This is a genomic window from Limnoglobus sp., assembly GCF_059499385.1.
This window is the reverse complement of sequence record NZ_JCABYM010000043.1, coordinates 65,069-90,483: the sequence shown is the minus strand read 5'-3', so window position 1 is coordinate 90,483 and position 25,415 is coordinate 65,069. Positions and strand designations below refer to the sequence as shown.

The window sequence follows — 25,415 nt, the reverse complement described above, 5'->3', positions numbered from 1 at the left end:
CTCGTCCCGAACCTCCGGTTCGGGATGCGACGCCGCAAACGTCTCGTTTGCGGCGTAGACGTGCCAGCAACCACCCTTTTTCGGGAACCAGAGGTTCGCGGACGCGGCGTCCCGAACGAGACGTTCGGGACGAGAACGCAACCTGTCCCGCTCGACTTCCGAAGTCGAAACCGGACTTCGGAAGTCAAGAACCTACCGCGCCTCCAGCGGCATCCACTCCAGTACGTCGAACCGGCAGTGCGGCGAGCTTTCGATCGCCTCGGCGGCCGTCGAGTACGAATCCCAGCACGGCTCGATCAGCTTCATCAGGTCGGCCGGCCGCAGGTAGCCCTGCTCGCGGCAGAACAGCAAGTCCGTGCCCTGGCCCTGCACCGTCACCGTGACGACCTTCGGCAGCACCTGCTTGACCTCGCCCGCGAACTTCGCCCCCGGCGGCGTCGCGGGGACGAGCACGTAGGTTTTCTCCTCCTCGACCGGCCCCGGCGCTTGCGGCGTCGCCAGCTTCAGGTAGTGGCTGATCCGCTGCGGCAGCGTCCCCTTCTTCGACTCCTGGCTCGTCAGCTCCACCTCCGTCACGTCCTGCGTCGGCACGATGTTCGCCAGGAACGCGGCCGTCTGCTCGATCATCGGCAGGCACAGCGCCCGGTACAGGTCGGAGTTCAGCTTGCACAACTGCACGAGGCCGCCCCGCGGCTCGATCACCAGCCGGTCGAGGATGTCGTACAGCTTCACGACCTCCTCCGGCGGCAGGTCCTTCAGTGACTCCGCGGCCGCGTGGTCGAGTTGGTCGTCGCCGTTCGGCAGGACGACCCGCATCGTGTTGGACAGTTCCAACGTCGCCTGCATCGACTCGTCCGACGTGTCGGCCCGGCTCCGCAGGCCGGGCATCCCGAACCGGCTGCCGGGCGTCGTCGGGGGCGGCGACTCGACCTGCCGGATCATCGCGTCCAGCTGGTCGCGGGCGACGAGCACACTCCGCAGGTGGTCGTCGATCCGGGCGGCCAGCTTCCGGTAGAACCGGGCCGTCGCGGCCGCCAGGTCCTCCATCACCCGACTGTCGAAGAACAGCTTCAGCTTCTCGTGGAACGCCCGGAGCGTGCGGGCCTGGCTGCCGCCGAACAGCTTGAACCCGCCGCCGTCCGCCTGGCACGCCTCGTAGGCGGCGGACGCCGCGCCGAGCGCCTTGCCCCGCTTGTCCGCCAGGCCGGGGGCCTTCTGCTCGAGCACCTGGGCGGCCGAGTTCATCGCGCTCATCACCCGCTCGAGCGTCGCCGACAGGGCGAACAGCCGCGCGCCGTGGATGTCGTTGAGCGGGCGGATCAGCTCCGTCAGCTCGTTCTCCCACGCCTTCCCCGAGTTCGTGATGCCGCGGTCGAGCATCCGGCTGAACCGGCCGCGGCGGTACGGGCTGTCGGCCTCGGTCGTCGGCTCGAACCCGATCAGGTCGCGGGCCTGCTCCCACGCGGACGCCGACCACGCCACCCCGTCGTTCTGCTTCGCCACCACGTCGATCTGCTCGCCGAGCGTCGTCCACCAGTTCCCGAGCATCTCCAGCGGCGTGCCGTGCGTGCTCGACCGCGACTCCTCGATGAGGAACTGGTTGACCGCGTCCGGCGTCAGCCGCGGGTCGTTGTAAATGTCGTCGATCAGCTTCTGCGCCTGGATCGGCATCCGGTCCTTGCTCGTGGAGGACCACGTCTTCAACAGCGCCAGGCAGAGCTGCCGGGCGGCGGACCGGAGCAACAGGCCGCGGGGGAACCAGACGCCGAACGTGCCGAACCCGCGGAACGGCGTCCGCCCCGGCAACGGCTTGCGGCCCCGCATGTCCTCGAGCGCGGACCCGAGCGGGGACGTGAGTTCGTGCGTGACGTACCCGGACAGGTGCGACACGCAGTCCCGGAAGCTCTCCAGCGTCCGCTGCGCCATCGGCAGCAGGTACGTCGCGGAGAACGGCAGCCCCGTCGCCTCGAACCGCGGGCCGTTGTCGCCGCTGTACTGGGCCGTGAACTGCACGTCCGGGTCGGCGTAGTGGTTCAGTTCCGTGAGCGTCGCGTAGACGTTTGCCTGTTCGGCCTCCGGCGAGCAACTGTCCTCCGGCGCGCCGCAGAACACGAACGCGGTGACCGGGGCCTCGGCCATGTTGAACTTCGCCAGTACCCGGCGGACGGTGTGCCCGAGGTCGAGCAGGAACCCGCTGCTGCCGCCGGTGGCGCTGGCGAACACGTACACGGACGGGGCCTTCGCCCGCGGCGTCAGCCCGGTCTGGTCGGCCGACTGCTTTACCGCCTCCGGGTGGATGGCCGTCTGGATTTCGCTCTTCAGCCGGGCGGCCACCTTCAAGTAGTTGTCGCAGAACGCCAGCCGGCCGAGCGCCCGCGACCCCTCCGGAGCGAGTGACCGGGGCATCGCGTACAACTTCTCCCGCGACATCCACTCCAGGATCGGGTCCAGGTGCTTCCGCCGGTAATTCGTCACCGGCTGCAGCGGCAGGTGGACGAACTGCTCCGGCAGGATGGCCGAGTCGGTCTTGTCCGCCATCACCTTGTTCGGCGTCTCCGGGTCGGCGTCCAGGTAGAGGAACCGGAAGCTCGGGACCTGGTGCAGGTCGCCGACGCGGTCGAGCAGCCGGCAGCGGATCTGCTGGATCGCCCGGCGGCCGAAGCTGCCGACGCCGATCAAGATCGACGGCCGGAGGATGCCGACCTCGAACCGGGAAACCGTCATCGTCGGGTTCGGGTCGGCCTTCGACGACTTCTTCGGCATCGGCGTGTCGTGCGCGTCCTTGCTCCCGCGGGAGAGCGACTGCTTCCCGCCGGGCGGCCGCGGCGTCCGCATCGCCGGCCCTTCGGCCGCCGCCCCGGACATGAGCGTGTGGACGAACGCGGCGCAACTCGGGAACCGGTCCTCCGGGTTCTTCGACAGCGCCCGCGCCACGATCGGCCGGTCCTCCGGCGGCAGCATGTTCAGGTCCGGGGTTTCCGTCATGTGCTGCAGCGCCAGCTGCCGGATGTTCTTCCCGGCGAACGGCTTCACCCCGGTCAGGAGATCGACGTACACCACGGCCAGGCTGTACTGGTCAGACTTCTTGGAAATCTTGTTCGCGAACGTCTCCGGGGCGGCGTACACCGGCGTCACCCCGCCCATGAGGCCGGACGAGCTGTGCCGCTCGAGGTGCTTCACGAGGCCGAAGTCCGCGACCTTCACCCGGTCGCCGACCAGGAACAGGTTCTTCGGCTTCACGTCCAGGTGTTGCAGGTTGTGCTTGTCGTTGAGGTGGTCCAGCCCCTCGGCCGCGTCCGCCAGGTAATTCAACAGCAGGTCGCGGGGGATGCCGGGCAGGCCCTGGGTCTGGCACTCGACGACCACGTCGTGCAGGCTCTTGTCGGCCAGCTCCATCAGGATGAGCAGCTCGCCGGAGATGTTGTCGATCCGCTCGATGGACACGACGAACGGGTGGCGGACTTCCTTCATCCGGCCGAGGGCGCGGAGTTCCTGCTCGGCCTTCAGGGCGTCGCCGTCGAGCGAGTCGAGGTTGCCGAAGACGAATTTGATCGCCTTGTGCAGCCCGCCGGGGGCGGTACACTTCCACACCTCGCCGAACCCGCCGCTGCCGATCGGGGCAATCAGCTGGTACCCAGGGAGGACTTCATCACCCGGCTCGCGGAGGCCAATCATGGATGCACTCGGGATCGGAACGGTTCGTGGCGATGGGGGCAACACCGGTCGCCATCCGTCGGACCGTTTCGCTGACCAAAGTTAGTTCACCGCCGAGAATCCGTCCAATTCCGGAGTTCGATTCGACCTGAGTAATGTTGAACCGGCTCAAAAGCTCAGAATTCGAGTTGAAATTGTTGCGCCGAACTGAGGCGCGCGCTCAACATTCATTTCCGGAGAGAAGCCCTACGACCGTTTCAACCCCCTCATCCTTCCGTTTCGGGAACCAGCTTCGCGGCCGCCTCGTCGCAGCGGCCCAGGAGTTGCGCCCGCCAGTTCTCGTCCCGGTAGCGGCCCGCGGTCGTCGCCCACTCGCGGAGCTGGCCGAGGCACGCGGCGAGGGCGGCCGCGGCCGTCGGGTCGCGGCGGGGCGGGCCGAGGTGGACCGGCGACGTGTGGGCGAAATTGATCGCGGCCGGGTTCAGTGGCGACGGCTTGCCGACGCACCGGGCCGCGACCCAGTTGGCCGCCGGGAGGGCAGTCTCGATTCGCGCGACGAACCGGCCGGCCTCCTCGACCGGCTTCGCCGCCGCGACCGGCTGCCCGTCGGCGACGACTTCCAGCTTCTCGAACCGGGTGACGCACTCGGCCGTCGCCGCGGCCTTCGCCGACACGTCGAAGGTGAGTAGCGGGCCGTTCGTGACGAACGTCCTCCCCGCCCGCACGGCCTCGACCCACGCGGCGTAGGTCCGGTCCCCGCCGACTTGGGCGTAGGTCCGCACCGCGCCGACCGGCACGCGGTTCGAGTCCTTGCCGCTGCCGCCGACGAGCGGGAGGCGGACGCCGGCGTTCAGCAGCCGGTAGTACCACGGCAACAGCGGCGACGGGCGGACCTCCGCGTCGAACTCGATGGCGTCGATCTTCCCCAGGACGGCCGCCGCAAGCCCCTCGCCGCCGGCGTCGGCGTGGAACGCCCTCGCCCAGACGACGAGGCCCTTCTTCCGCCGGCACTGCGCCGCCCAGTCCGAAAGTGACCAGTCGTCCGTGTCGAGCGGGTCGCCGAACGCGAGCGGGAAGACGACGCGGTGCGCGTTCAGCAACCCCAGGCTGCCGAGGGCGCGGTGGGCGTTGTACGTGTTCACGACGACCGCGTGCCCGCCCGCCGCCAGCGCCGGGGCTTGGCCGCTGAACGCCGTCAGGTGCTGGACCGTCGGGTACGTGTTGCCGTCCTTCGCGAGTTGCAGCTCGACCTTCGCGAGCAGGTTGACGACGGCCACGTCCTCGGCCGCGCCCTCCATCAAGGCCGCGTGCGGCGGGACGAAGTGGACCCGCGAGTCGCCGCTCATCCAGCCCCGGTCGGCGAAATTGATCCATCGGGCGATCTCCAGGCGGACGGCCAGCTGGCCGGCCCCGAGGGCGACGGTCTCGTCGAGCGGGCGGAACTCCGGCCCCTTCGCGGCGCGGATTCGCAGGGGGACGCCGGCGGGGAGCTGGATTTCGCACGCCCCGTCGATGACGGCGAAGTTGTCGCGGCCGACGCGGAGGTTGCCGCCCACGTCCTCGCCGACGCCGCACGGGAACGCCGCGAACCGGCCGAGCGGCGGGTAGTATTCCCCGCCCGGCCCGGTGACGGCCAGCCGCACCGGCGTCGGCCGCTTCGAGTCCGCGTCGTTGACCCGCAGGTGAACCGTCAGCATGAATCCGCCCCTGCCCGTGTCGGGGAACCCGATACTTTCCGCGCCCGTCCCGCACTATTTTCACAAGACGGCAAATTTACTACTTCCCAGATGAGGATTGTTGGCCTAGCTATATTGCTCAAACACCCTTGCCTCCTTACCGCGCAACACTCTCTACGGTGTTGTGCGACACCTACCTTCCGCCACGTGAGATCGCCTCATGGACTTCTCTTCGCAACGTCTGCTCAACCTTGCCCGCGCGATGACCGTCGAGGCGGCCGACGCCTTTCTGGTCACCAGCCCGATCAACCTGACCTACCTGCTCGGCGCGGCGGTCGGCCCCGGCCACCTCGTCGCCGTCGGCAAGAAGGCGGTGCTGTTCACCACTCGCGGCGGCCGCGCGTTCGAGGCCCTCAGCTCGGCCGTCGAGGTCCGCAAGGTCGAGGGCGAGGACAAGGTCGTTGACGCCCTCAGCAAGTTTATCACCCAGGCCGGGGTCAAGGTCCTCGGCGTCGAGGCGAACCACCTGACCGTCGGCCAGAACCTACGGCTGGCGGAGGCCCTGCCGAAGACGCAACTCCTGCCGGTGAACGCCTTGGTGGAGCGGCTCCGGGCGGCGAAGGACCCCGGCGAGGTCGAGGCCGTCCGGGCCGTGTCCCACGTGCTGGACCGGGCGTGGATGATGTTCGCCGTCATGCTCCGGGAGACGGACACGGAAATGACGCTGATCGAGTCCGCCCAGGACTTCGTCCAGCGGGCGGGCGGGCACGCCATCCCGGAACTGACCCGGATCAGCACCGGCGTGAGTACGTCCGGCACGGACGACGACGCCCCCCGCGAGACGGTGGCGGACGTGAGCAAGCTGGTGTTCGACGTGACCGCCCACGACCTGTACCACAGCCGGCTGGTCCGGTCGCTGAAGACGCCGTTCCCGGTCGCCCCGAGCCGGAAGAACAAGATGGAGCGGGTGCAGTACAACTACGACAAGGTGTTCGAGGCGGTGTGCGCCGCCCACGACGCGATCGCGGCGCAACTCCGGGAAGGGATCACGATCGGCGAACTGTACAACGTCGGCAAGGACGTGCTGACGAAGGCCGGGTTCGCGGACGGGTACGCCCCGACGTTCGGCCACGGCATCGGGCTGGAGCCGATGGAGGCCCCGACCCTGCGGGAGGGGTCGAAGGAGCAACTCCAGTCCGGGGCGCTCCTTCACGTCGCCCCGCAGGTCCTCTACCCGGGCTGGGGCGGGGTGAGCGTCAGCGAGGAGTATTACGTGAGCGGCAGCCGGGCGATCAAGGTCGGCAAGGCGAGCCGCCGCCCGTTGACCCCGGCCGGGTAAAAATTTTTTGGGCGCGCGGAATTTTTTTGACACGTTCGGCGGCCGTTTCTCGATTGTTGCGGAAATCCGTCCGCGATTTCCCCTTTGAGAAACGGTGCCTTGTGACCACGCTCTCGCCTCGCGACCTCCCGAACGCGGCCCTCGCCCTGAAGTGGGTGACGGCGTACACGGACTTCCTCGCGGCCGCCCTCGGCCTGCGGGGCCTGCTCAAGAACGGGTTCCCGCAAGGGGTCCTGCAGGCCGTCCTGGCGGATAAGGTCCGCACGGTGACGGAACTGGCCGACCAGTTCAACAGCCTCGGCGCGTGCCCCGCCCTCCGCCTCGCCGGGGACGAACACGCCCTGTGGCAGGCGGCCCTGGCTTACGCCGCGTCGGACTGCTGGGACACGCTGGCCACGGCCGCCCCGGTGGCGGACCGGGTGGCGTCGGTCCGGCAGAGCCAGCGGGCGTGGGAGGACTTCTGCGCCGCCGTGCAGCGGCTGCCGGACACGTTCGGCGACGGCATCGCGGTCCTAGACCCCCTCCACCTCCAGCCGAACCGTCTGGGCCGCCTCTTTCAGCACCGTGTCCGCGGGTGTGCGGCGCACGAGCCGGCGGACGAGTTGGTCCGCGAGGAGTTCGACGAGCCGGTCGTTCGGTAGGGGTTTGCCGGTCCCTGGGGTGAGCCGGTGCATCTCGGCCCGGACCCACCGGACGAGTTGCGGCGGCCCGCCGCCGCACTCGACGGCCCGCCGCACGATCACGCTGTAGGGGTTGAACATCGGACGCGATCCGGATAGGGGACGGCCGCCGGCGGCCCGGCGGCGGGGATTATTCGCTCGTAACAACGCGGGACACGGTCGCGGACAACTGCCCCTGCGAATCCACGGTCGTGGCCGTTACCGTCCCGAGTTCGCCCGCCCCGATCGTGACCGTTACCGAGAAGTACCCGTTGGCGTCCGTCGTGGTGGTGACACCGTCCATCCCCGTAATGCCACCGCCGAAGGTGACGACCAGGCCGCCGGGTTGAGCGGAACTGACCTGGCCGGTCAGGTAGTACGTCCCGTTCCCGACCGACGTGGCGGTGAAGTTTTGGATGACCGGGGCTTCGCCGTCGGTGAAGGTTCCCTCTTCCCCCACCCCGTAGACGGGCGTGTTTGGGTCCTGTGTGGTCGGCAAAAAGAAATCACTTGGCTGCTCGCGGTGTTCCAGGAATTCCAGGGACAGACGCGCACGGCGGACGGGCCGCGCCGGGGCGCGGCGGCGGGAGAACAACAGACCCATGTTTAGAAGCCTCGGTTAGTGAGCGGCGACGGACGTGTCACCGCCTGACGAAACCCGCGAGATAGTGACCTATCGTCGTCTGATTTGGCAATCGAGATTCGTGGCGAAAGTGTGTCAAAAAACCACCGCCGTCAACAATCTGAAATGCGATGAAACGAAGGGGCGAAATCCGCTACGGGGCGAAAGGAGAGATAAACAATGGGGTGGAGGTGTCCACGAACGTCGGGTCTGGCTTTACGAACTCGAGTTCCTTGAAACCGGGGACGCCGTTGAGGAAATGGGCCAATTGGGCGTTCTTGACCACACTCCGTGCGGAATGTCCCATAACGATCGCTCTACGTGCAAGGTCAACCGCCTTCCTGCGACCGCGTTCCGTGCCTTCGGCGGCGTAAAGCATCGCGGCTTCGACGTATAACTTTCGCGACTTCGGCCCGAGATTCAGCAACACGTCGATGTCGTCCAGGCAATCCCTTTTCGCGAGAACTTTGAAGCCCCCGTTCCCGTCCGCCGTATCTCGGTAGTAGCGGGCCAACGCCCGGGTGTGTCGGGCGGCCCGGTGGTCGGGGTCCAGAGCGAGGACGGCGGTGGACAGCTCCTCAGCCCGCGTCATGTCGGGGGGGTGGGGAGCCCGCGATAGCACGAGTGCGGTTGCCAAATTGGTCACGGCCCACGGTTCGGTATAGCCCAGATCATCGACCGCGGCTTGGCCCCGCGACAGCGCCTGGTTATGTAGGCCGGCCTGGCCATGGGCGTAGGCGGCCAGCGCCTTCGTGTGACCGTCACCGGGTCTCATCTGGGCCGCGCGGTCAAAATCGGCCGCGGCGCTAAGGGGATCTTCCTTCGCAAGGAACACCCGGCCCCGCTCGATGAAATCTTCCGCAGTTCGGGGAACGGTTACTTCCGCAGCCGTGTCGGCGGGTGGAGCCGGCGGCGCGGGCGCGAGGTACGGGAAGGCGGCGGCCGCCGCCCCCAGCACGGCCAGCGACACGACCGCCGCCCGCACGTACTGCCGCCGCTGCTGCGGCCGGACGTGGAACGCGGCCAGCCGCTCGGCGACGCCCGCGAACGCCGGCCGCGAGGCCGGGTCGGCCGCGAGGCAGTCGTTGAGCAGCGTCCGCAGGCCCTTCGGCAGGTCGGCCGGCGTCTTCACGAACCCGGTCCCCCGCCGGGTCAATTCGTCGGCGGCCGTCGGCACGTCGGCGGGGCGGGCCGGCGGGTTCGCGAACGGTAGCCGGCCGGTCAGCGCCTCGAACAGCACGACGCCGAACGAGTACACGTCCGCCCGCAGGTCGGTCGCGGCCGGCAGCTTCTCCTTCGCCATCAGGTGGAGCCGCTCCGGGGCCATGTACGGGAGCGTGCCGCCGACCACCCACCGCGGGTCGCTCGCGTCCGTGGCGAGGTTGAAGTCGATCAGGAACGGGTGGCCGCCGGGGCCGAGGAGGATGTTCGCCGGCTTCAGGTCGCCGTGCCCGATCCCGTGCCATTGCGCGTGGTCGAGGGCCGCCGCCAGCCGCTCGAACACCATCGCGATGGCGGTCGTGTAGGGCAGGGAGTGAGTGAGTAATGGTCGCCGCGGTTCCTGCGGCGGCTCGTCTTTTTCGGCCAGTTTCAACAGGGGGTCGGCCGTCGTCGGCTTCGCGCCGTCCGCGAACAGCGTTTCGATCACCGCCCGCAGCGTTGCCGTCCCCTCGTAAGGCATCCCGACGGCCGAGAAGCCGCCGAGTTGCCGGGACCAGAGTACGTCCACGACGTGCGGGTGCTTCACCGACCCGAGGCTGTGCCCCTCGCGGGTCGGCCGCTGGGACAGCTTCAACACGATCCGCCGGTTGATCGCCGGGTCGAGCGCCAGGTAGACCCGCGCGAACGCCCCGCGGCCGAGTTCGCGGACCACCCGCAGGTCCTGCCACGCCTCGCCTACTGCCGGCCACTCGGCGGCCGGCAGCAGGTTCGTGTGCGTCGTCAGGATTTGGTGGCCTTCGAGTACGTCCCGCAGCTTCGAGCGGACGGACCCGAACCGGTCGCAGAACGCGCCGATGCTCGGCGGCGCGCCGGCCGTCTCGGCCAGGCAATACTCCTCGTAGGCGAGATCGACGACAAGCGACGGGTACGCGCCGACGCCGTCCAGGTCCCGGACGGCGGCCGCGGCGTCGGCCGGCGCGCCGTCCCGCCAGTCGTGGATGATCGCCTGGACTTGTTGCGTCAGACCGGCGAGGTCCGGGGCGGGGGCGGCCATGGGGTTAGAGTCCTGACAGGTCCTTGAGGCGGCGGACGACCCGGTTGACCGTGCTAAGGCTCGTGTTCGTTTCGGCGGCGATTTGCTCGTAGGTGGACCCGTTGCGGAGTTGCTCGAGGATCGCCCGGTGCTTCTGCGGAATCCGCTCGACGAGCCGCCGCCACGCCTCGTCCGCGATGGCGAGCTGGCTCGGCGTCGCGAGGCCCGCCGGCGGCTCGGTGCGGCTGCTGTCGTCGTCGGACGGCGTCGGCAGCGGCTCCTCCCGGCTGATCGCCCCCTTCTGCGTCTGGAACCGGTAGCGGAACTCGTCCACCACCTTGTTGTTCGCGACCTGGCTGAGGAACGCGACGAGTTCGGTCGGCGAGTCGAACTGGTACCGCTCGGCCGGGGTCGCGAGGACGGACGCCCACACGTCCTGGACGAAGTCGAGCGAGTCGAACCGCGGCCGGAGCCGGGCGTGCAGTTTCCGCCGCACGGCGGCCCGGATCACCGGGCCGTACTGGTCGAACACGCGGCGGGCGGCCTCCGGGTCGCCGGCCCGGAGGGCGGCGATCAGGCGGCGGAACTCGTCTCGGCTGATGGTGTCGTCCATGAGAATTTTGACTTTATACTCCAAGCCTTCCTTGAACAACTAGAAAACCGTACCGCGGGGTCGGGTTTTCCGGTTTCGGCCCCCGGCAACTATTTCAGTTGCTGTAGCCACGCCGTCGTTACTTTCGCGACCTCGGCGATCTGCTTCCCGTCACATTTATCGGGCGTGTCGGACAACTTGTGCCAGTGCTTCCGGTAGCCGTCGAAGTCGATGATGTCGATGGCTGGGATGCCGGCCCGGTTCAGGGCGATGTGGTCGTCCTGGATGTCCGGGCCGACGGCGTTCTCGAACGACTTCGCCCCGACGGCGAACGCCGTCTGCCAGAACTGTGTGGCGAGCTTCTGGGCGCTGACCCACGAGTGCCCCTCGACGCTGAACTTCGCGCCTGGGTGGGCGAACAGGTCGAACAGGACGGCCGCCTCGTACCGGTGCTTGAGCTTCGCCTTGTTCGCGACGTACTGCTCCGCGAAGTGGTCCGAGCCGAAGAAGAAGCGGTCCCCGCCGATGCCGCCGGGGCCGGTCGGCTCGAAGATGTATTCCTCGCCGTCGAACAGGACGAAATCGACGCCGACGCCGGTGGGGAAGTCCTTCATGACGTGCGCCAGTTCCATGAACATGGCCACGCCGCTCGTCCCGTCGTTGGCGCTGACGAACGGCTTCCGCCAGTCGTTGCGGTTCTGTTCTTCGTGCGCCATCGGCCGGGTGTCGTAGTGGGCGCAGAGGATGACCCGCCGTGTGCGGTCCGGGAACCACGAGACGATGAGGTTGGTCATCTTCACCTTGTCCCGGCGGCTGTACTGCTTGGCCTCGAACTCCTGGCGGGCGACGGTCCCGCCGTGGGCCTCGAAGTGCTTCGTGAGTAACTCCTGCTGCTTCGCCATGCCGTCAGTCCCACTAACGCGGGGGCCGATGTCGCAGAGTTGCTTCAGGTACGTCATGGCGCGGTCGCCGTCGAACGCGATATCCTTCAGGTCGGCGGCCTGGCCGCGGGTCTCGCCGAACTTGTCCTTCCGGGCCGGCTTGTCCGGGTCGAACGCGGTTGGCTCGTGCCTCTTCTCGTCGGCCTGCCCGTCCTCCCACGGCTTCCAGATGAAGAGCATGACAGCCGCTCCGAGCAGGGCCGCGACGGCGAGGGGTTGAAGTCGAGACATCCGGTCCTTCCTTTCGTCCGATTCGGGCGGGCCTCACCCGGCGTCGGGGTAGCCGATCTCGCGCATGTCGTCGGCCAGGTCCGCGAGGGTCAGCGGCGGGTCGTCCTCGTCGGCCGTGCGGATATCGTACCGCATCGCGTCCACGAGTTTCCGCGTTAACTTCTTGTGGCCGTATACGTGCCGGACGTGTTCTACGGTCAAGTCCGGGGCCTCAAAATGATCAACGGCCCACGCGTGGTACGTTTCGGGCCGGCCGTCGAGGATGCCCAATAATTCGGCCGACCCGTCCGGGTCGCGGCCCTTCGGGAAGGCGATCTCGCCCCGCTGCCACGCCCGGTCGTGATACGTTCGCCAGATACAGAACGTGGTGTCTTCGGTGTTGAACGCGGGTTCCGCGACACCGCCGGCGAATTCGGCCGGCACGACGGTCAACAACCCGGGCCACAGTTGGCCCTTCCGGCCTTTCGCGTAGGGCGACATCGCCGCCTCGTGGTGGAACCCCTTCAAGTAACAGCCGTGCTTGTTGAACAGGGCGAAGTAGTCGTTGCCGCAGCCGTCCCGCATCGACCCCATCTGTTCGCCCCGCGCCCACTTCTTGTTGAACGAGTAATACCGGCCGTCCCACTCGGGGCACAGGATGGCGTCGAGCATCGCCAGTGACTTCATGAGCCGCCGCAACGCATCGACGCCCGGCAGTTCGGTAAGTTCCCGCGTCGAGATCATTCCCGTCACCCCCGTGCGTCCCACCATCCTAGCCCGTGGAGGGTGGGGAAGATAGCAAGGCCGCACGTCCGGGGAAGGCAGATTCCCGTCACGAAACCCGATTCCTCCCTCAGAAATGTCTCGACACCGCCCGCGGCGGTCGTTATGTGCATCGCCTCACTCGGGCGACAAGGTGTCCGATCACCGAACCGGGCCGCGACGGAGGGGAAAGCCGCCGCTCCGGGCCGGTGGTACGGGCCGTGTCGGGGGCGCGTTCGGTGCGGGATTGTGGGGGCACAATCCCGCACCACGGGCCGTCCCAGGCGACACAGTCGTTCCGACCGGATGGGGAGTTTGAACGGTTTACATCAAGGACTGGATAACCCCGTCCGATAAACGCGATGGAGACGCCGGTCTATCCCGTCCGGCGTCGCGGGGGAGTTGGTAAGTACGCGCGGATTCACGCATCCGGGGTCACGCCCGCTTGCCCGGTCCCGAACGATGGGACGCCGCCGACCGATTGGGGAGTCGGGCGGCGGCGGCCCGCGGTCGGCGGCCGGGCGGCGGAGGCCCGGACGGCCTTCCGGGGGACCGCCGAAGCGAGCTTGGATGGTCGGGTTGGTGCTCGCGGGGCGGTGCGAAGGCGGCGTGGTCCTGCAACTTGCCGGACATCAGGGAGGATTTCGATGGTCAGCACCCGGATCGAGGCCGACATCCCGCAGGTCTGGCAGGAGTATCGGGCCAACCCGACGCTCGCCCTGCGGAACCGGCTCGTCGAGAACTACATGCCGTTGGTGAAGTACAACGGCGAGCGGATTTGGGCCCGCCTGCCGGACGGCGTGGAACTCGACGACCTCATCAGCGCCGGCATCTTCGGCCTGCTCGACGCGATCGAAGCCTTCGACCTGACCCGCGGGGTGAAGTTCGAGACGTACTGCGTCCCCCGCATCCGCGGCGCGATGCTGGACGAACTTCGCACGATGGACTGGGTCCCGCGGCTGGTCCGGTCCAAGCAGAGCAAGTACGACGCGGCGAACAAGGAACTCGAAACCGCCCTCGGCCGCAAGCCGACGGCCGAGGAGCTGGCCACGCGGCTCCAAATCCCCCTCGAAGAGGTGGAGAAGTACGTCGCCGAGGCGACGGCCGTGAGCCTGGTGAGCCTGAACAAGAAGTGGTACGAGACGGACAGCTACAAGGACGTTCGCGAGATCGACATCCTCGAAGACAAGAAGGCGGAAGACCCGACGCACCGCCTTCAGAACCGCGACCTGATGCGGCTGGTGACCCGCGGCCTGAACCGCAACGAGCGGCTGATCGTCATCCTTTACTACTACGAGGAGATGACGATGAAGGAGATCGGGGCGACGCTGAACCTGAGCGAGAGCCGGGTGAGCCAGATGCACAGCAGCATCGTGTCCCGCCTCCAGTCGCAGCTCTGCAAGCGGCGGCCGGAGTTCAGCAACTGAGTTAGTTCGTACAATGACAACAGCCGCAAGCCCACCCGTGGTTACGGGTGGGCTTTGGCGTTTTGCGGGGGCCGCCATGCCGCGTGTCTTGATCGCCGACGACAACCAGCCGAACGCGGAACTGCTCGAAGCCCACCTCGACGGCAGCGGCCTCGACACGCGGATCGCCACCAACGGCGAGGAGACGCTGCACGTCGCCAAGGAGTGGCTCGCCGACGTGGTGCTGCTCGACGTGATGATGCCGAAGCTCAGCGGGTTCGAGGTGTGCAAGCGGCTGCGGGCCGACGACGCGACCCGCGGCGTCGGCGTCATCATGGTCACGGCCCTCGACCAGCCGACCGACGTGGAGCGGGCCGTGGACGTGGGCACGGACGACTTCATCACGAAGCCGATTAACAAGACCGAACTGCTCCTCCGCGTCCGGGCGCTGCTCGCCGCCCGTGCGGAAGCCAACCCCATCGACCGCGGGCTGACGTACTTCCGCGGCGTCCTGCAAGGGGTCTGACCGCCCGCCCTATATAGCCGCCGGCTTGCCGGCGGGGGTTTGCGACGCCCCAACCCCGCCGCAACGCCGGCGGCTATATGACCGAAAGAATCCGACCGCATGACCACCGCATCCGTCATCCTGAAGCCGAAGCGCGCCCAGCCGTTCTTCGCCCGCCACCCGTGGGTGTTCGCCGGGGCCGTCGCGTCCGTGGACGGCACGCCGGCCGACGGCGACGAAGTCATCCTCCGGTCGTCGGCCGGGAACTTCGTCGCCCGCGGGCTGTTCAACAGCAACTCGAAGATTCTCGTCCGCCTCTACTCGTGGGACGAGGCGAAGCCGCTCGACCGCGACTTCTTCCGCGACCGGCTGGCCGAGGCGGTGAAGCTGCGGCACGACGTGCTGAAGCTGAACCACGGCCCGGCGGCCGCGTACCGCGTCTGCTTCAGCGAGAGCGACCGGCTGTCCGGCCTCGTCGTGGACCGGTACGGCGAGTTCCTGACGGCGCAGTTCACGGCCCTCGGTCTGGCGAAACGCCGCGAGATGATCGCCGACATCCTGCGCGAACTCCTGCAACCGCGCGGCATCTACCTCCGCACCGAGAAGGGCATCGGCAAGCTGGAAGGAGCCGAGCTTCGCGACGAACCCCTGTGGGGCGAGGTCCCGCCGAGCGAACACGTCATCGAGGAGAACGGGCTGAAGTTCGCGGTGAACCTCGCGGAAGGGCAGAAGACCGGCTATTACCTCGACCAGCGGGACAACCGCGCGGCCGTGGCGAGGCTGTGCGCCGGCAAGCGGGTACTCGACGCGTTCAGCTACTCCGGCGGGTTCGGCGTTTACGCGGCGAAGGTTGGGGCGGCGAGCGTGGACTGCCTGGACGCTTCCGAGGCGGCCCTGGCGCTGGCCCGGCGGAACGCGGAACTCAACGGCGTCACCCTGACCGCGACGAAGGCGGACGTGTTCAAGCACCTGGGGACGCTCGCCGAGGAGAAGCGGCAGTACGACGTGGTGGTCCTCGACCCGCCGAAGTTCGCCCGCAACCGGGCGGCCGTGCCGGAGGCGCTGAAGGGGTACCGGCGGCTGCACCAGCTCGCGATGAAGCTGCTCGCCCCGGACGGCGTGCTGGTGTCCTGCTGCTGCACCGGCCTCATCGCGATGACGGACCTGGAAGACATCCTCGCCCAGGTCGCGACGGACGCGAAGCGGGACACGCAAATCCTGGAGCGCCGCGGCCCGTCGGCCGACCACCCGGTCAACGTCGCCTGCCGGGAGAGCGGCTACCTGAAGTGCATCGTTAGCCGCGTAATGTAACTCGATGCCGAAGTCCACCCTCGCCCTCGCAGCCGTGTTGGTCGCGGCCGTCGGGCTGCACCTCGTCTGGCACGAGCCGACGGAGCCGTTCTTCAGCGGCGACGAGACCCGCCACGTCATGACCGGCATCTTCGTCCACGACGCCGTCCGCGACCGCGGGTTCCTCGCCCCGCGGGCCTACGCCGAGCGGTTCTACGCCCAGTACCCGTGCCTCGGCCTCATGGTCTGGCCGCCCGGCTTCTACGCCGTCGAGGGCGGGGCCATGCTCGCGTTCGGCCCGTCGCACGCCACCGCCCGCGGCGTCCTGCTCGCGTACCTCGTCGTCGCCGTTTTGTACTTCCACCGGCTCGTGCGGCGGACCCACGCGCCGGGCGTCGCGCTCCTCGCGTGCGTGCTGCTAATCCTGTCGCGGGAGGTGTTCATCAACACGCGGGCGGTGATGCTGGAAGTGCCGACGCTCGCGTGCCTCCTCGGGGCGATGGTCCACTTCGACGCGTACCTGCGCGAAAGCCGCCGCCGCGACCTGCTCCTGTTCGCGGTGTGGACCGTCGCCGGCGGGTTGCACCGGTACGACGCCGTGTTCTTCGCGCCGCTGTTCCTCGTTTGGCTCGTACTCGTTCGGCAAACCAAAGTCGTCCTCCGCCGCGACGTGCTGATTGCGGTGGCCGCGGTCCTGCTCGCGCTGGCCCCGTTCTACTGGCTGGCGTACCAGACCGTCGGCCAGCAGCACGCCCTCGGCGCGACGACCGGCACGAACCCCGAAGTCGTGCGGACCGGCATCGACCGCGTCATCTACTACTTCGTCCGGCTGCGGTTTCAGTTGAGCTTCATGGTGATGGTGTTCGCCGTGCTCGGGCTGATCGCGTCGTTCCGGCCGGAGGCGCGCGAGCGGTCGCGGCCGTACTGGGCGCTCGTCGCCGTGGTCTACGGGTTCTTCGTGCCGTTCGCGGAGCAGGAGACGCGGCACACGATCTACTGGCTGCCCGCGTGGTGCGTGTTCGCCGCCGACTTCGCCCTGCGGCCGCAGCGCCGTTGGCTGAAGGTTCTCGCGATCGTTCTCGTCGTCGGCAACGCCGCGTGCTGGACGCTGCGGCAGCCCGTAAAGTGGGTCCGTGGGTACGAGGACGCGGCGCGGGCGGTCCTGGCCCGTATCGACGGCCCCGGCGTCGTGCTGTTCGACGGCCTGTTCGACGGCACGTTCATCTACTCGGTGCGGCAGGCCGACGCCGACCGGCGGCTCTGGGTCGCCCGGGGCGACAAGCTCCTGTACGCCGTGAAGAGCGACCCCGCCGCGGCCTACGTCGAGTGGGCGGCGACGGGGCGGGAGATTCTGAAGGTGCTCGACGCCCTCGCCCCGGACGCGATCGTCGTGGAAGACCCGCCGGTGAAGTACACGCTCCCGGCCCAGGCGCAGCTGCGGCGCGTGCTGGCGGCGCACCCGGAGAAGTACGAGCGGGTCGCGACGCTGCCGATCCGCAGCAACAGCATCGAGTGGATGGAGGACCACCAGTTGGTGGTGTACTTGGCGAAGGACCGCGTGACCGGGCCGCGGAAGCTTCACATCCCGATGCTCTGGGGCGGCCGCGACCTGACGTTCGATTTGTCGAAGTGAGTGCCCCGACTTCCGAAGTCCGGCTTCGACTTCGGAAGTCGAGCGAAGCAGAGGCCGTCGTGAGATCGGCAACCGCCCCCTTCCGCCCCGACTTCCGAAGTCGAAACCGGACTTCGGAAGTCAAGGTGCAACGTCCACGACGCAAATCTGGTTCGCGTCGCTCACCCGCCGTACGAACGCGATGCGGGAGCCGTCCGGCGAGAACACGCACGCCTCCGGGCGGATCGGTGACAGCCCGGCGTCAGTCGCGAACCGTACCTCCCCCGTCGCCGCGTCCGCGACGGCGACCCGGTCCGCCGACGCGAACGCGATCCGCTTGCCGTCCCGACTCCAGGTGAACGCCGACCCGACGCCGGCCGGCGTGCGGGTCAGCTGCGTCGGCACCCCGCCGACCGGCGAGACGGTCCACAACTGCGGCACGCCGGCGTCGTCCTTCATCAGGAACGCGATCCGCGACCCGTCCGGCGACGACCGCAACCAGTGCCGTGGGCCTTGAATTCCAGGCTCTTTCCGCTTCGCCGTGAACGTCAGCCGCCGCTGCGTCGTCCCCTTCGGCGGGTAGGGCCGCCGCGTCTCCGTGCCTTGCAGCGGCCCGTCGCCGGCAACGCGAACGTCGTCCGGCAGGTCCGCGAGGAACACTTCAGAAATCGTCTCCCCCTTCTCGGTGACGACGTGCCCCTGAAATGCCAGCGCCCGCCGCTGCCGCGTGCCGTCGGCGCGGGCGTACCCGTTCGCGCCGACCCAACCTTCCTCGAACGCCTTCTTGATGTCGTCCGACCCCGGCTTCGGGTTCGCCGTCGTCCGTGTGACGAGCACGGTGAAGTACGTGCCGTCGTGGTTGCGCGGGTGGCCGCGGTTCACCTTCACCACGCCGGCCGGGACGCACACGCCGACGTTGCGGAGGTTCACCTCGCGGTCGGCCGTTTCGTCGGCGAACTTCGTCAGGTACTGGTCCTCGTAGGTGAAGCTGACCCACTGCCCGTCCGGGCTGTGGACGTGAACGTGCGACCCGCCGCGGAGCGCCCCCGGCGTGAACGGCGGCACGAGGTCGCGGGCGTCCAGGTTCACCGCCGCGCCCGGCGTCCCCGCCTCGACGATCACCCCCTGCCGCCGGGACGGGCCGTAGGTCCAGTCGGCGGTCGGGGCCTCCGGGCCGAGGATGAACACGACCCGCGGGTCCTTCGGGTGCCACGTCACGACGCCGCAGTGCGCGCCGCGCTTCGACTCGTACAGCACGCGGACCTCGCGGGTCTCGACGTTCACCATCTCGATCCGCGTGCCGTCGAACCTGTCCCCGGCCGCGTCCGACCGGGTGTCGTACACGATCCACTTGCCGTCCGGCGACCAGACGCCGGCGTTCGTCAGGACGCGGCCGCCGGGGCCGGTGGTGAGTTGCCGGTCGTTCACGATGAATACTCGTCGGCCTTCGGTTGCCCGTCGGGTTGCGGCGACTGACTTTCCCGGATCTCGTCGATCTGTTCCTCGGTCAGCCCGAGCATCTCGCCGAGGTCGTAGGCCCGCAGCCGCCCGGCCGTGTCGAACGTCCGCATCGCGCACAGCGCGAACAGGCAGCCGTGCGCCCACGCGAGGAACGTCGGCAGCTCCTCCCGCTCCTTCAGCAGCTTCGGCATCACGGCCTTGAACGGGTTCGCCGGCTTCGGCGGCGGCGGGTTCGCGTGGTCCCACCAGAAGTACCCGCCGGTCGCCGCGAGGACGACGCCCCACGCGGCCAGCCACGACCTGTGCGTCGCGAGCATCGCCCACCAGACGCAACAGTACGCGGCCAGCAGCCCGGCGATGACGAGGCCGCGGACCAGGCCGTCCGGCTGGCCGTCGAGCAGGATCGTGCCGGCCTGGATGGCGCAGTACGCGAACAGCCCGACCGCGGCGAGGCCGACCCACCCGCGGAAGTACCCGACGAGCACGGACTTCGCGTTCATCGGGATCCGCTTCCCCTGCGGCCCCTGTTGCGGGCTCGCCCCTTCGAGGACGATGTACGTGCCGAGCGGGAACAGCGGCACGAAGTTGATGTGGAAGAACTGCGTCGCGACGGAGCACAACCCCGGCACGCGGTCCACGTACCCGTACATGTGTTCGCCGTGAACGCCGGCCATCGGTCGCCTCCGTTAGCGCATCAGCCGCGCCGCCTTCACCAGGTACTGCACGCCGCTGCCGACCGTCGCGAACAGCATCGCGTACAAGAGAACCAGGTACACACTTTCCAGGGCCGGGTACTCGGCCGCCCCGACCCATTGCAGGAACAGCACGCCGATGATGACGGCACACTGGAGCGCCGTCTTCAGCTTCCCGAACCAGTCGGCCCCGAACTTCTTCCCCGCCGCCTCGACGATGCCGCGGACGCCGGTGATGAGGATTTCCCGGCCGACGATCGCCGTCACCATCCACGGGAGGACGCCGACCTCGGCCGACTGGAGGTAAATGAAAACCCCGCAGATCAAGAACTTGTCCGTCAGCGGGTCGAGGCTGCGGCCGATGGGGGAGACGAGGTTGAACCGCCGCGCCCACCAGCCGTCCAGCCAGTCGGTGATCGTCGCGACGACGAACAGCCCGAGCGCCGCCGGCCACAGCTTGTAGTTGATGCAGACGAAGATCGCGACGCCGAGCGGGACCCGCGACAGCGAGAGCAGGTTCGGCACGCTCCAGAGCGAATCGGCGGGTCGCGGCGCGTCGGCGGTCATGAAGTTGTCATACCGCGGCCCGGCCCGGCCGTTAAGGTAACGTCGGCGTCCGCCGCCCCCGGCGGGTCGGCGCAATGCCCCGACCCGGCCTACAACAGACCCATGCACGTCCTCTTCGTCCATCAGAACTTTCCGGCGCAGTTCGGCCCGTTCGCGTCCCGGCTCGCGGCCCGGCCGGGGTGGGCGTGCTCGTTCGCCACCGCCCGGCCCGGCGCGATCCCCGGCGTGACGTGCATCCCGTACCACCCGACGGGCGGCGCGACCGAGCGGACGCACCACTGCTCCCGCACGTTCGAGAACGCGATCTGGCAGACGCACGCCGTCTACGAGGCGCTCGCCGCCCGGCCGGACGTGCGGCCGGACGTGGTCGTCGGCCACTCCGGGTTCGGGTCCACGCTGTTCCTCCGCGAACTCTACCCGGCGGTCAGGGTCGTCAACTTCTTCGAGTACTTCTACCGGACCGTCGGCGCGGACATGGACTTCCGCCCGGACTTCCCGTCGCGGGAGATCGACAAGCTCCGCGCCCGCGCCCGGAACGCCATGATCCTGCTCGACCTCGACGCCTGCGACCTCGGGTACAGCCCGACCGAGTGGCAGCGGGGCCGCCTGCCCGCGGAGTACCAACCGAAGGTCCGCGTCGTGTTCGACGGCATCGACACCACCCTGTGGAAGCCGGCCGCCGGGCCGCGGGAGGTGGGCGGCCGGCCGATCCCGCCGGGGACGAAGATCGTCACCTACGTGTCGCGGGGCATGGAGTCGATGCGGGGGTTCGACATTTTCATGCGCGCCGCGAAGTTGCTGTGCGACCGCCGCAAGGACGTGCTGTTCGTCGTCGTCGGGCAGGACCGCGTCTGCTACGGCGGGGACGAGAAGTTCACCGGCGGCAAGTCGTTCAAGGACTGGGTGCTGTCCCAGGGCGACTACGACCTGTCGCGGTTCGCGTTCACCGGCCTGTTGCCGGAACCGGCGCTCGCGAACCTGCTGGCCGTGACGGACCTGCACGTCTACCTCACCGTGCCGTTCGTGCTGTCGTGGTCGATGCTGAACGCGATGGCGTGCGAGGCCGTCGTCCTCGGGTCGGACACGCCGCCGGTGCGGGAGGTCATTTCCCACGGGAAGACCGGCCTACTCGCCGACTTCTTCTCGCCGGAGGCGTTCGCGGCGGCGGCGAACGACGTGCTCGACGACCCGGCCGGGCACAAGCCGCTCGGCCGGGCGGCGCGGGAGTTGGTCCTGGAGAAGTACGCCCTGGACGTGTGCCTGCCGCGGTTCGACGCGCTACTGAACGAGCTTCGGTGACCGGCCCGCACGTTTCCCAGCTTGCCCCGGCTAGCCTTCGCCGGCGCGTATTCGTGTTGACGCCCCGCGACCCTTCGGTTAGAACCGCCCGACCCTGACGGTTCATCTTGGAACGGAACACTGAGGCGAACCACCACCGCGCGGGTGGGGGTACGGGGAACGGACTCTCCGACCGCGGCGGGGGCACGGGCAGAGGAGGCCAATCGTGAAGCGGATTTCTGTCTACTTGATGGCGGTGGCCGCGCTGGCCGTCGCCGGGTACGCGGCCACCGGGCTGAAGGCCCAGGCCCCGGCGGGCACGCCGCCGGCGACGACCGCCGCCCCGGCCACCCGCGGGACCGTGGCCGTGTTCAACGTCGCCCGCGTCATGAAGGACTTCCAGCGGTGGCAGTATTTCGCCGCCACCATGAACGAGGAGCGGCAGAAGAAGGGGGCGGAACTGGCCAAGCTCCGCAACCAGATTCTGGAGAAGGAAGCAGCCATCCGGGCCGAGACCGCGCCGACCAAGAAGCAACAGCTCGAAGGCGAGATGGTCGCGATGCAGCGGCAGTTCGAGGACCTGGAGAAGGGCATCCGCAAGGAGATCGACGACAAGTCGGCCAAGCACCTGCAGGAGCTGTTCACGCAAATCCGCACCGTCGTGGAGCGGGTCGCCGAGGTCAACGGGTTCCAGCTCGTGATGGCCTACCCGGACGCGTTGACGGAAGAGGAAATGAAGTCGCCGCTGTACTACGACCTGAAGCTGCGGCCGCCGGCGGCGATGCCGTTCTACGTGTCGCCGAGCATCGACATCACGAAGGTCGTGGTGCTGACGCTGAACCAGAACTTCGCGGCCCCCGGCCCGATCCCGGCCCCGGCGGCGACGCCGGCCGGCGGCACGGCCCCGGCGGCGGCCCCGCCCGCGGCCCCGATGAAGTAGTGCCCCGCTCGCGCCCGCCGGCCTCCGGCGGGCGCTCCCTCGCCCGCTCAGGAACCCGCCCCGTGCGACCGATCGCGTACCGATTCCAACGGACGCTCGCCCGCGCCGTCGATGTGACCGGGACCGGGTTCATCACCGGCTGCCCGGTCCGCGCCCGGCTGCGGCCGGCCCCGGCGGACGCCGGCGTCGTGTTCGTCCGCGGGGACCGGCCCGGCTCGCCCCGCACGCCGGCCCGCGCCGCCGCCGTCACCGACACCCGCCGCCGCACGACCATCGGGACAACCCAGGACGGCGTCACCCTCGTCGAACACGTCCTCGCGGCGCTCGCCGGCCTTCGCATCGACAACTGCACCATCGAACTCACCGGCCCCGAACCGCCGGGCCTCGACGGGTCCGCGGCCGGGTTCGTCCGCGCGATCCGCGACGCCGGGATCGTTCCGCAAGACACCCGCAAGCCGGTCTTCACCGTGCGGTCGCCGGTAATCGTGGCCCGCGACGGCGCGTGCGTCGCCCTGCACCCGGCGACGGACGCCACGTTGCGGATCAGCTACATCCTCGACTACGGCCCGCGGTCGCCGATCCCGCGGCAGGTCGCCACCGTGGACGTGACGCCGGAGACGTTCGCGCGCGACCTCGCCGGCTGCCGGACGTTCGTGCTCGAAGAAGAGGCGACGGCCCTCCGCGCCCAGGGCGTCGGCCGGCACGTGAAGGTGGAAGACCTGCTCGTGTTCGGCCCCCGCGGGCTGATCGGCAACGAGCTGCGGTTCGCGGACGAGCCGGCCCGGCACAAGATTCTCGACCTCGTCGGCGACCTGTCGCTAACCGGCTGCGACCTGGCCGGGCACGTCGTCGCCTACCGGTCCGGCCACGCGCTGAACGTGGACCTGGCGCGACGGGTGGTCGCCCCGGAGGCGAACGCGACGGCCCCGGCCGTCCGGGCGTTTCCCCCCCGCCGCATGGCCGCGTGACGCGGTGTGATAATTTTGGGAGGCAATCCCTGGGACCGCGGGCGTCCCGCCCGCCAACCTTCCCGGTATCGGCGACCTGTCTTAAGTGGCTGGGGCCGTGGCGGGCGGGACGCCGCGGTCCCAGGGGATCAACCGGCACACGGACGTGCCCGCGGACTGAGCCAAGGAAGGCAAGGCAACATGACTCGCTTGCGAATGGCCGTGATCGGCGTCGGACACCTCGGGCAGCACCACGCCCGCATCCTCGCCGGCATGCCGGACATCGACCTCGTCGGCGTCGTCGATTCCAGCATCGACCAGGCGAAACTCGTCGCCGACCGGCTCAAGACGCGGCCGTACACGGCGTTCGAGCCGCTGCTGAACGCCGTCGATGCCGTCTCCATCGTCACGCCGACGATCCACCACCACCCGGTCGCGTCGGCGTTCCTTAAGGCCGGCGTCCCGGTTCTTGTCGAGAAGCCGATCTGCCCGACGCTGGCGGAGGCCGACGAACTGATCGCGCTCGCGGCGAAGGCCGGCGTGCCGCTGCAGGTCGGGCACATCGAGCGGTTCAACCCGGCCTTCGAGGAGTTGGTCCGCCGCCCGATCCGGCCGAAGTTCGTGGAGGCGGAACGGCACGGGCCGTTCACCGGCCGCAGCATCGACATCGGCGCGGTCCTCGACCTGATGATCCACGACATCGACCTCTTGCTCGCGCTCGACGGCACGGCCGTGAAGTCCGTGGAGGCGGTCGGCGCGACGGCGTTCGGCGGCCACGAGGACATGGTGAACGCCCGGCTCGTGTTCGAGAGCGGGTGCATCGCGCACGTCACCGCCAGCCGGATCACGCAGCGGCCGAAGCGCCGGCTCCGCATCTGGGCACCGGAAGGGTACGCCGGCATCGACTTCGTCACGCGGAAGTTGGTCCTCGTTCAACAAAGCCCGGAGGTGCGGCAATACGGCCTCCGCGCCGACCGGCTCGACGCGGCGGCCCGCGCCCGGCTGAAGGACGAGGTCTTCGGCCGGCACTTGCAGGTGCGGTACGTGGACGGCGACCGCAAGGGCGATCAGCTCACGAGCGAGCTGCGGCACTTCATCGATTGCGTGCGGACCGGGCGGACGCCCCGCGTCACCGGCGAGGACGGCCGGGAGGCGCTGGCCGTCGCCGAGCGGATCCTCGCGAGCCTGCGGGCGCACGAGTGGGAAGGGCGGGCGGACGGCCCCATCGGTCCGAACCGGATGCCGCGGCCGGCCGGGTGGCTGTTCGAGGTTCCGAAGGCGGAAGCGGCGTAACGCGATCCTTAAACCCGAAAGCCCCGGCACGATCGTGCCGGGGCTTTTTGCGTCAATAGACTCCCCTCCACCACACGAGGGTTTCTCATGCCGACGCTCGCCGACCTGGCCAAGATGTTCGACCACTCGCTGCTCCAGCCGCAACTGACGGACGCAGACCTGGAGCGCGGCATCCTCCTCGCCCGCGAGTTGAACGTCGCGTCGGTGTGCATCAAGCCCTACGCCGTGCGGCTCGCCGCGAAGCTGCTCGCCGGTAGCACGGTGGAGGCCAGCACGACCATCGGCTTCCCACACGGCGGACACGTCACAAAGATCAAGGTCGCCGAATCGGAAATCGCGCTGGCGGACGGCGCGACGGAACTCGACATGGTCGTCAACATCGGCAAGGTTCTTTCCGGCGAGTGGAACTACGTCGCCCACGACATCGCCGCCGTCGTGGACGTGGCGCACGCGGCCAACGCGAAGGTGAAGGTCATCTTCGAGAACGCGCTCCTGAAGGACGAACACAAGATCGAGCTGTGCAAGATTTGCGGCGAGGTGCGGGCCGACTGGGTGAAGACCTCGACCGGGTACGCCGAGACCGGGGCGACGATCCCGGACCTGAAGCTGATGCGGCAGCACAGCCCGGCGTTCGTGCAGGTGAAGGCGGCCGGCGGCGTGCGGACCTACGACACGCTGATCCAGGTCCGCGAGGTCGGCGTCACCCGCGTCGGCGCGACGGCGACGAAGGCCATCCTGGAAGACGCGAAGGCGAAGTTGGGGGTGTGATTTGTAG

General features: G+C 68.9%; 21 protein-coding genes. 11 read left to right on the top strand and 10 right to left on the bottom strand.

The annotated features are described in order from the left end of the window. Positions 1-192: 192 nt before the first annotated feature. Positions 193-3,675, bottom strand: a complete 3,483-nt coding sequence (locus tag AC5JJ2_RS07950) for a tubulin-like doman-containing protein (RefSeq protein ID WP_495857439.1) — start codon at positions 3,673-3,675, stop codon at positions 193-195. A 245-nt stretch (positions 3,676-3,920) separates the two neighbouring features. Continuing rightward, the gene (locus AC5JJ2_RS07945) at positions 3,921-5,351 is read right to left on the bottom strand and encodes a CehA/McbA family metallohydrolase (protein ID WP_495857438.1); all 1,431 of its coding nucleotides are present in this window, start codon (positions 5,349-5,351) and stop codon (positions 3,921-3,923) included. A gap of 199 nt (positions 5,352-5,550) precedes the next feature. On the opposite strand from AC5JJ2_RS07945, the gene AC5JJ2_RS07940 reads away from it, so the two are divergent. Both AC5JJ2_RS07940 and AC5JJ2_RS07935 read left to right on the top strand, forming a co-directional pair. Next, positions 5,551-6,669, top strand: a complete 1,119-nt coding sequence (locus AC5JJ2_RS07940; protein WP_495857437.1) for a M24 family metallopeptidase — start codon at positions 5,551-5,553, stop codon at positions 6,667-6,669. Positions 6,670-6,770: 101 nt separating this feature from the next. Further along, positions 6,771-7,310, top strand: a complete 540-nt coding sequence (locus AC5JJ2_RS07935; RefSeq protein WP_495857436.1) for a hypothetical protein — start codon at positions 6,771-6,773, stop codon at positions 7,308-7,310. Between the two features lie 169 nt (positions 7,311-7,479). On the opposite strand, the gene AC5JJ2_RS07930 is transcribed toward AC5JJ2_RS07935, so the two are convergent. From AC5JJ2_RS07930 to AC5JJ2_RS07910, 5 genes are all read right to left on the bottom strand, one after another. After that, positions 7,480-7,827: a hypothetical protein gene (locus AC5JJ2_RS07930; RefSeq protein WP_495857435.1), complete on the bottom strand. Its 348-nt coding sequence runs from the start codon at positions 7,825-7,827 to the stop codon at positions 7,480-7,482. Positions 7,828-8,104: 277 nt separating this feature from the next. Beyond that, the gene (locus AC5JJ2_RS07925) at positions 8,105-10,165 is read right to left on the bottom strand and encodes a protein kinase domain-containing protein (protein WP_495857434.1); all 2,061 of its coding nucleotides are present in this window, start codon (positions 10,163-10,165) and stop codon (positions 8,105-8,107) included. Positions 10,166-10,169: 4 nt separating this feature from the next. Beyond that, a complete protein-coding gene (locus tag AC5JJ2_RS07920; protein ID WP_495857433.1) occupies positions 10,170-10,757 on the bottom strand; it encodes an RNA polymerase sigma factor in 588 nt (195 codons plus the stop codon). A gap of 89 nt (positions 10,758-10,846) precedes the next feature. Next, the gene (locus tag AC5JJ2_RS07915) at positions 10,847-11,908 is read right to left on the bottom strand and encodes a M28 family peptidase (RefSeq protein ID WP_495857432.1); all 1,062 of its coding nucleotides are present in this window, start codon (positions 11,906-11,908) and stop codon (positions 10,847-10,849) included. 33 nt (positions 11,909-11,941) lie between these two features. After that, positions 11,942-12,631, bottom strand: a complete 690-nt coding sequence (locus AC5JJ2_RS07910) for a hypothetical protein (protein ID WP_495857431.1) — start codon at positions 12,629-12,631, stop codon at positions 11,942-11,944. Between the two features lie 665 nt (positions 12,632-13,296). On the opposite strand from AC5JJ2_RS07910, the gene AC5JJ2_RS07905 reads away from it, so the two are divergent. From AC5JJ2_RS07905 to AC5JJ2_RS07890, 4 genes are all read left to right on the top strand, one after another. Then, positions 13,297-14,076, top strand: a complete 780-nt coding sequence (locus AC5JJ2_RS07905) for a FliA/WhiG family RNA polymerase sigma factor (RefSeq protein WP_495857430.1) — start codon at positions 13,297-13,299, stop codon at positions 14,074-14,076. Between the two features lie 76 nt (positions 14,077-14,152). After that, positions 14,153-14,581, top strand: a complete 429-nt coding sequence (locus AC5JJ2_RS07900) for a response regulator (protein WP_495857429.1) — start codon at positions 14,153-14,155, stop codon at positions 14,579-14,581. A gap of 99 nt (positions 14,582-14,680) precedes the next feature. Then, entirely contained in the window at positions 14,681-15,871 is a 1,191-nt protein-coding gene (locus AC5JJ2_RS07895; RefSeq protein ID WP_495857428.1) for a class I SAM-dependent rRNA methyltransferase, read from the top strand. A gap of 4 nt (positions 15,872-15,875) precedes the next feature. Then, positions 15,876-17,483 carry an ArnT family glycosyltransferase gene (locus AC5JJ2_RS07890; RefSeq protein ID WP_495857427.1) on the top strand — a complete coding sequence of 536 codons (1,608 nt, stop codon included), beginning with the start codon at positions 15,876-15,878 and terminating at the stop codon, positions 17,481-17,483. A 120-nt stretch (positions 17,484-17,603) separates the two neighbouring features. Here AC5JJ2_RS07890 and AC5JJ2_RS07885 read toward each other — a convergent pair whose 3' ends face one another. From AC5JJ2_RS07885 to pgsA, 3 genes are read right to left on the bottom strand one after another with little or no spacing between them, the layout of a single operon-like run. Continuing rightward, positions 17,604-18,890 carry a YidR family protein gene (locus tag AC5JJ2_RS07885; protein ID WP_495857426.1) on the bottom strand — a complete coding sequence of 429 codons (1,287 nt, stop codon included), beginning with the start codon at positions 18,888-18,890 and terminating at the stop codon, positions 17,604-17,606. Continuing rightward, the gene (locus AC5JJ2_RS07880; protein ID WP_495857425.1) at positions 18,887-19,597 is read right to left on the bottom strand and encodes a hypothetical protein; all 711 of its coding nucleotides are present in this window, start codon (positions 19,595-19,597) and stop codon (positions 18,887-18,889) included. Before AC5JJ2_RS07880 ends, AC5JJ2_RS07885 begins: the two co-directional genes overlap by 4 nt. Before the next feature lie 12 nt (positions 19,598-19,609). Continuing rightward, complete coding sequence (gene pgsA, locus AC5JJ2_RS07875; RefSeq protein WP_495857424.1) at positions 19,610-20,182, bottom strand: CDP-diacylglycerol--glycerol-3-phosphate 3-phosphatidyltransferase; 573 nt, start codon at positions 20,180-20,182, stop codon at positions 19,610-19,612. A 102-nt stretch (positions 20,183-20,284) separates the two neighbouring features. On the opposite strand from pgsA, the gene AC5JJ2_RS07870 reads away from it, so the two are divergent. From AC5JJ2_RS07870 to deoC, 5 genes are all read left to right on the top strand, one after another. Next, positions 20,285-21,481, top strand: coding sequence for a glycosyltransferase (locus AC5JJ2_RS07870; protein ID WP_495857423.1), 1,197 nt, complete (start codon positions 20,285-20,287; stop codon positions 21,479-21,481). 205 nt (positions 21,482-21,686) lie between these two features. Then, positions 21,687-22,400 (top strand): OmpH/Skp family outer membrane protein, encoded by a 714-nt coding sequence (locus AC5JJ2_RS07865; RefSeq protein WP_495857422.1) that lies wholly within the window; start codon positions 21,687-21,689, stop codon positions 22,398-22,400. 62 nt (positions 22,401-22,462) lie between these two features. Continuing rightward, entirely contained in the window at positions 22,463-23,368 is a 906-nt protein-coding gene (lpxC, locus tag AC5JJ2_RS07860) for a UDP-3-O-acyl-N-acetylglucosamine deacetylase (RefSeq protein ID WP_495857421.1), read from the top strand. Positions 23,369-23,548: 180 nt separating this feature from the next. Continuing rightward, complete coding sequence (locus AC5JJ2_RS07855) at positions 23,549-24,640, top strand: Gfo/Idh/MocA family oxidoreductase (RefSeq protein ID WP_495857420.1); 1,092 nt, start codon at positions 23,549-23,551, stop codon at positions 24,638-24,640. 87 nt (positions 24,641-24,727) lie between these two features. Then, the gene (deoC, locus tag AC5JJ2_RS07850) at positions 24,728-25,408 is read left to right on the top strand and encodes a deoxyribose-phosphate aldolase (RefSeq protein ID WP_495857419.1); all 681 of its coding nucleotides are present in this window, start codon (positions 24,728-24,730) and stop codon (positions 25,406-25,408) included. Positions 25,409-25,415: the final 7 nt, after the last annotated feature.

Coding starts and splice junctions, on each gene's coding strand:
- AC5JJ2_RS07920 (WP_495857433.1), bottom strand. CDS start 10,757: ATGGACGACACCATCAGCCGAGACGAGTTCCGCCGCCTGATCGCCGCC.
- AC5JJ2_RS07915 (WP_495857432.1), bottom strand. CDS start 11,908: ATGTCTCGACTTCAACCCCTCGCCGTCGCGGCCCTGCTCGGAGCGGCT.
- AC5JJ2_RS07890 (WP_495857427.1), top strand. CDS start 15,876: ATGCCGAAGTCCACCCTCGCCCTCGCAGCCGTGTTGGTCGCGGCCGTC.
- pgsA (WP_495857424.1), bottom strand. CDS start 20,182: ATGACCGCCGACGCGCCGCGACCCGCCGATTCGCTCTGGAGCGTGCCG.
- AC5JJ2_RS07950 (WP_495857439.1), bottom strand. CDS start 3,675: ATGATTGGCCTCCGCGAGCCGGGTGATGAAGTCCTCCCTGGGTACCAG.
- AC5JJ2_RS07905 (WP_495857430.1), top strand. CDS start 13,297: ATGGTCAGCACCCGGATCGAGGCCGACATCCCGCAGGTCTGGCAGGAG.
- AC5JJ2_RS07910 (WP_495857431.1), bottom strand. CDS start 12,631: ATGATCTCGACGCGGGAACTTACCGAACTGCCGGGCGTCGATGCGTTG.
- AC5JJ2_RS07925 (WP_495857434.1), bottom strand. CDS start 10,165: ATGGCCGCCCCCGCCCCGGACCTCGCCGGTCTGACGCAACAAGTCCAG.
- AC5JJ2_RS07940 (WP_495857437.1), top strand. CDS start 5,551: ATGGACTTCTCTTCGCAACGTCTGCTCAACCTTGCCCGCGCGATGACC.
- AC5JJ2_RS07895 (WP_495857428.1), top strand. CDS start 14,681: ATGACCACCGCATCCGTCATCCTGAAGCCGAAGCGCGCCCAGCCGTTC.
- AC5JJ2_RS07855 (WP_495857420.1), top strand. CDS start 23,549: ATGACTCGCTTGCGAATGGCCGTGATCGGCGTCGGACACCTCGGGCAG.
- AC5JJ2_RS07870 (WP_495857423.1), top strand. CDS start 20,285: ATGCACGTCCTCTTCGTCCATCAGAACTTTCCGGCGCAGTTCGGCCCG.
- AC5JJ2_RS07880 (WP_495857425.1), bottom strand. CDS start 19,597: ATGGCCGGCGTTCACGGCGAACACATGTACGGGTACGTGGACCGCGTG.
- deoC (WP_495857419.1), top strand. CDS start 24,728: ATGCCGACGCTCGCCGACCTGGCCAAGATGTTCGACCACTCGCTGCTC.
- AC5JJ2_RS07900 (WP_495857429.1), top strand. CDS start 14,153: ATGCCGCGTGTCTTGATCGCCGACGACAACCAGCCGAACGCGGAACTG.
- AC5JJ2_RS07945 (WP_495857438.1), bottom strand. CDS start 5,351: ATGCTGACGGTTCACCTGCGGGTCAACGACGCGGACTCGAAGCGGCCG.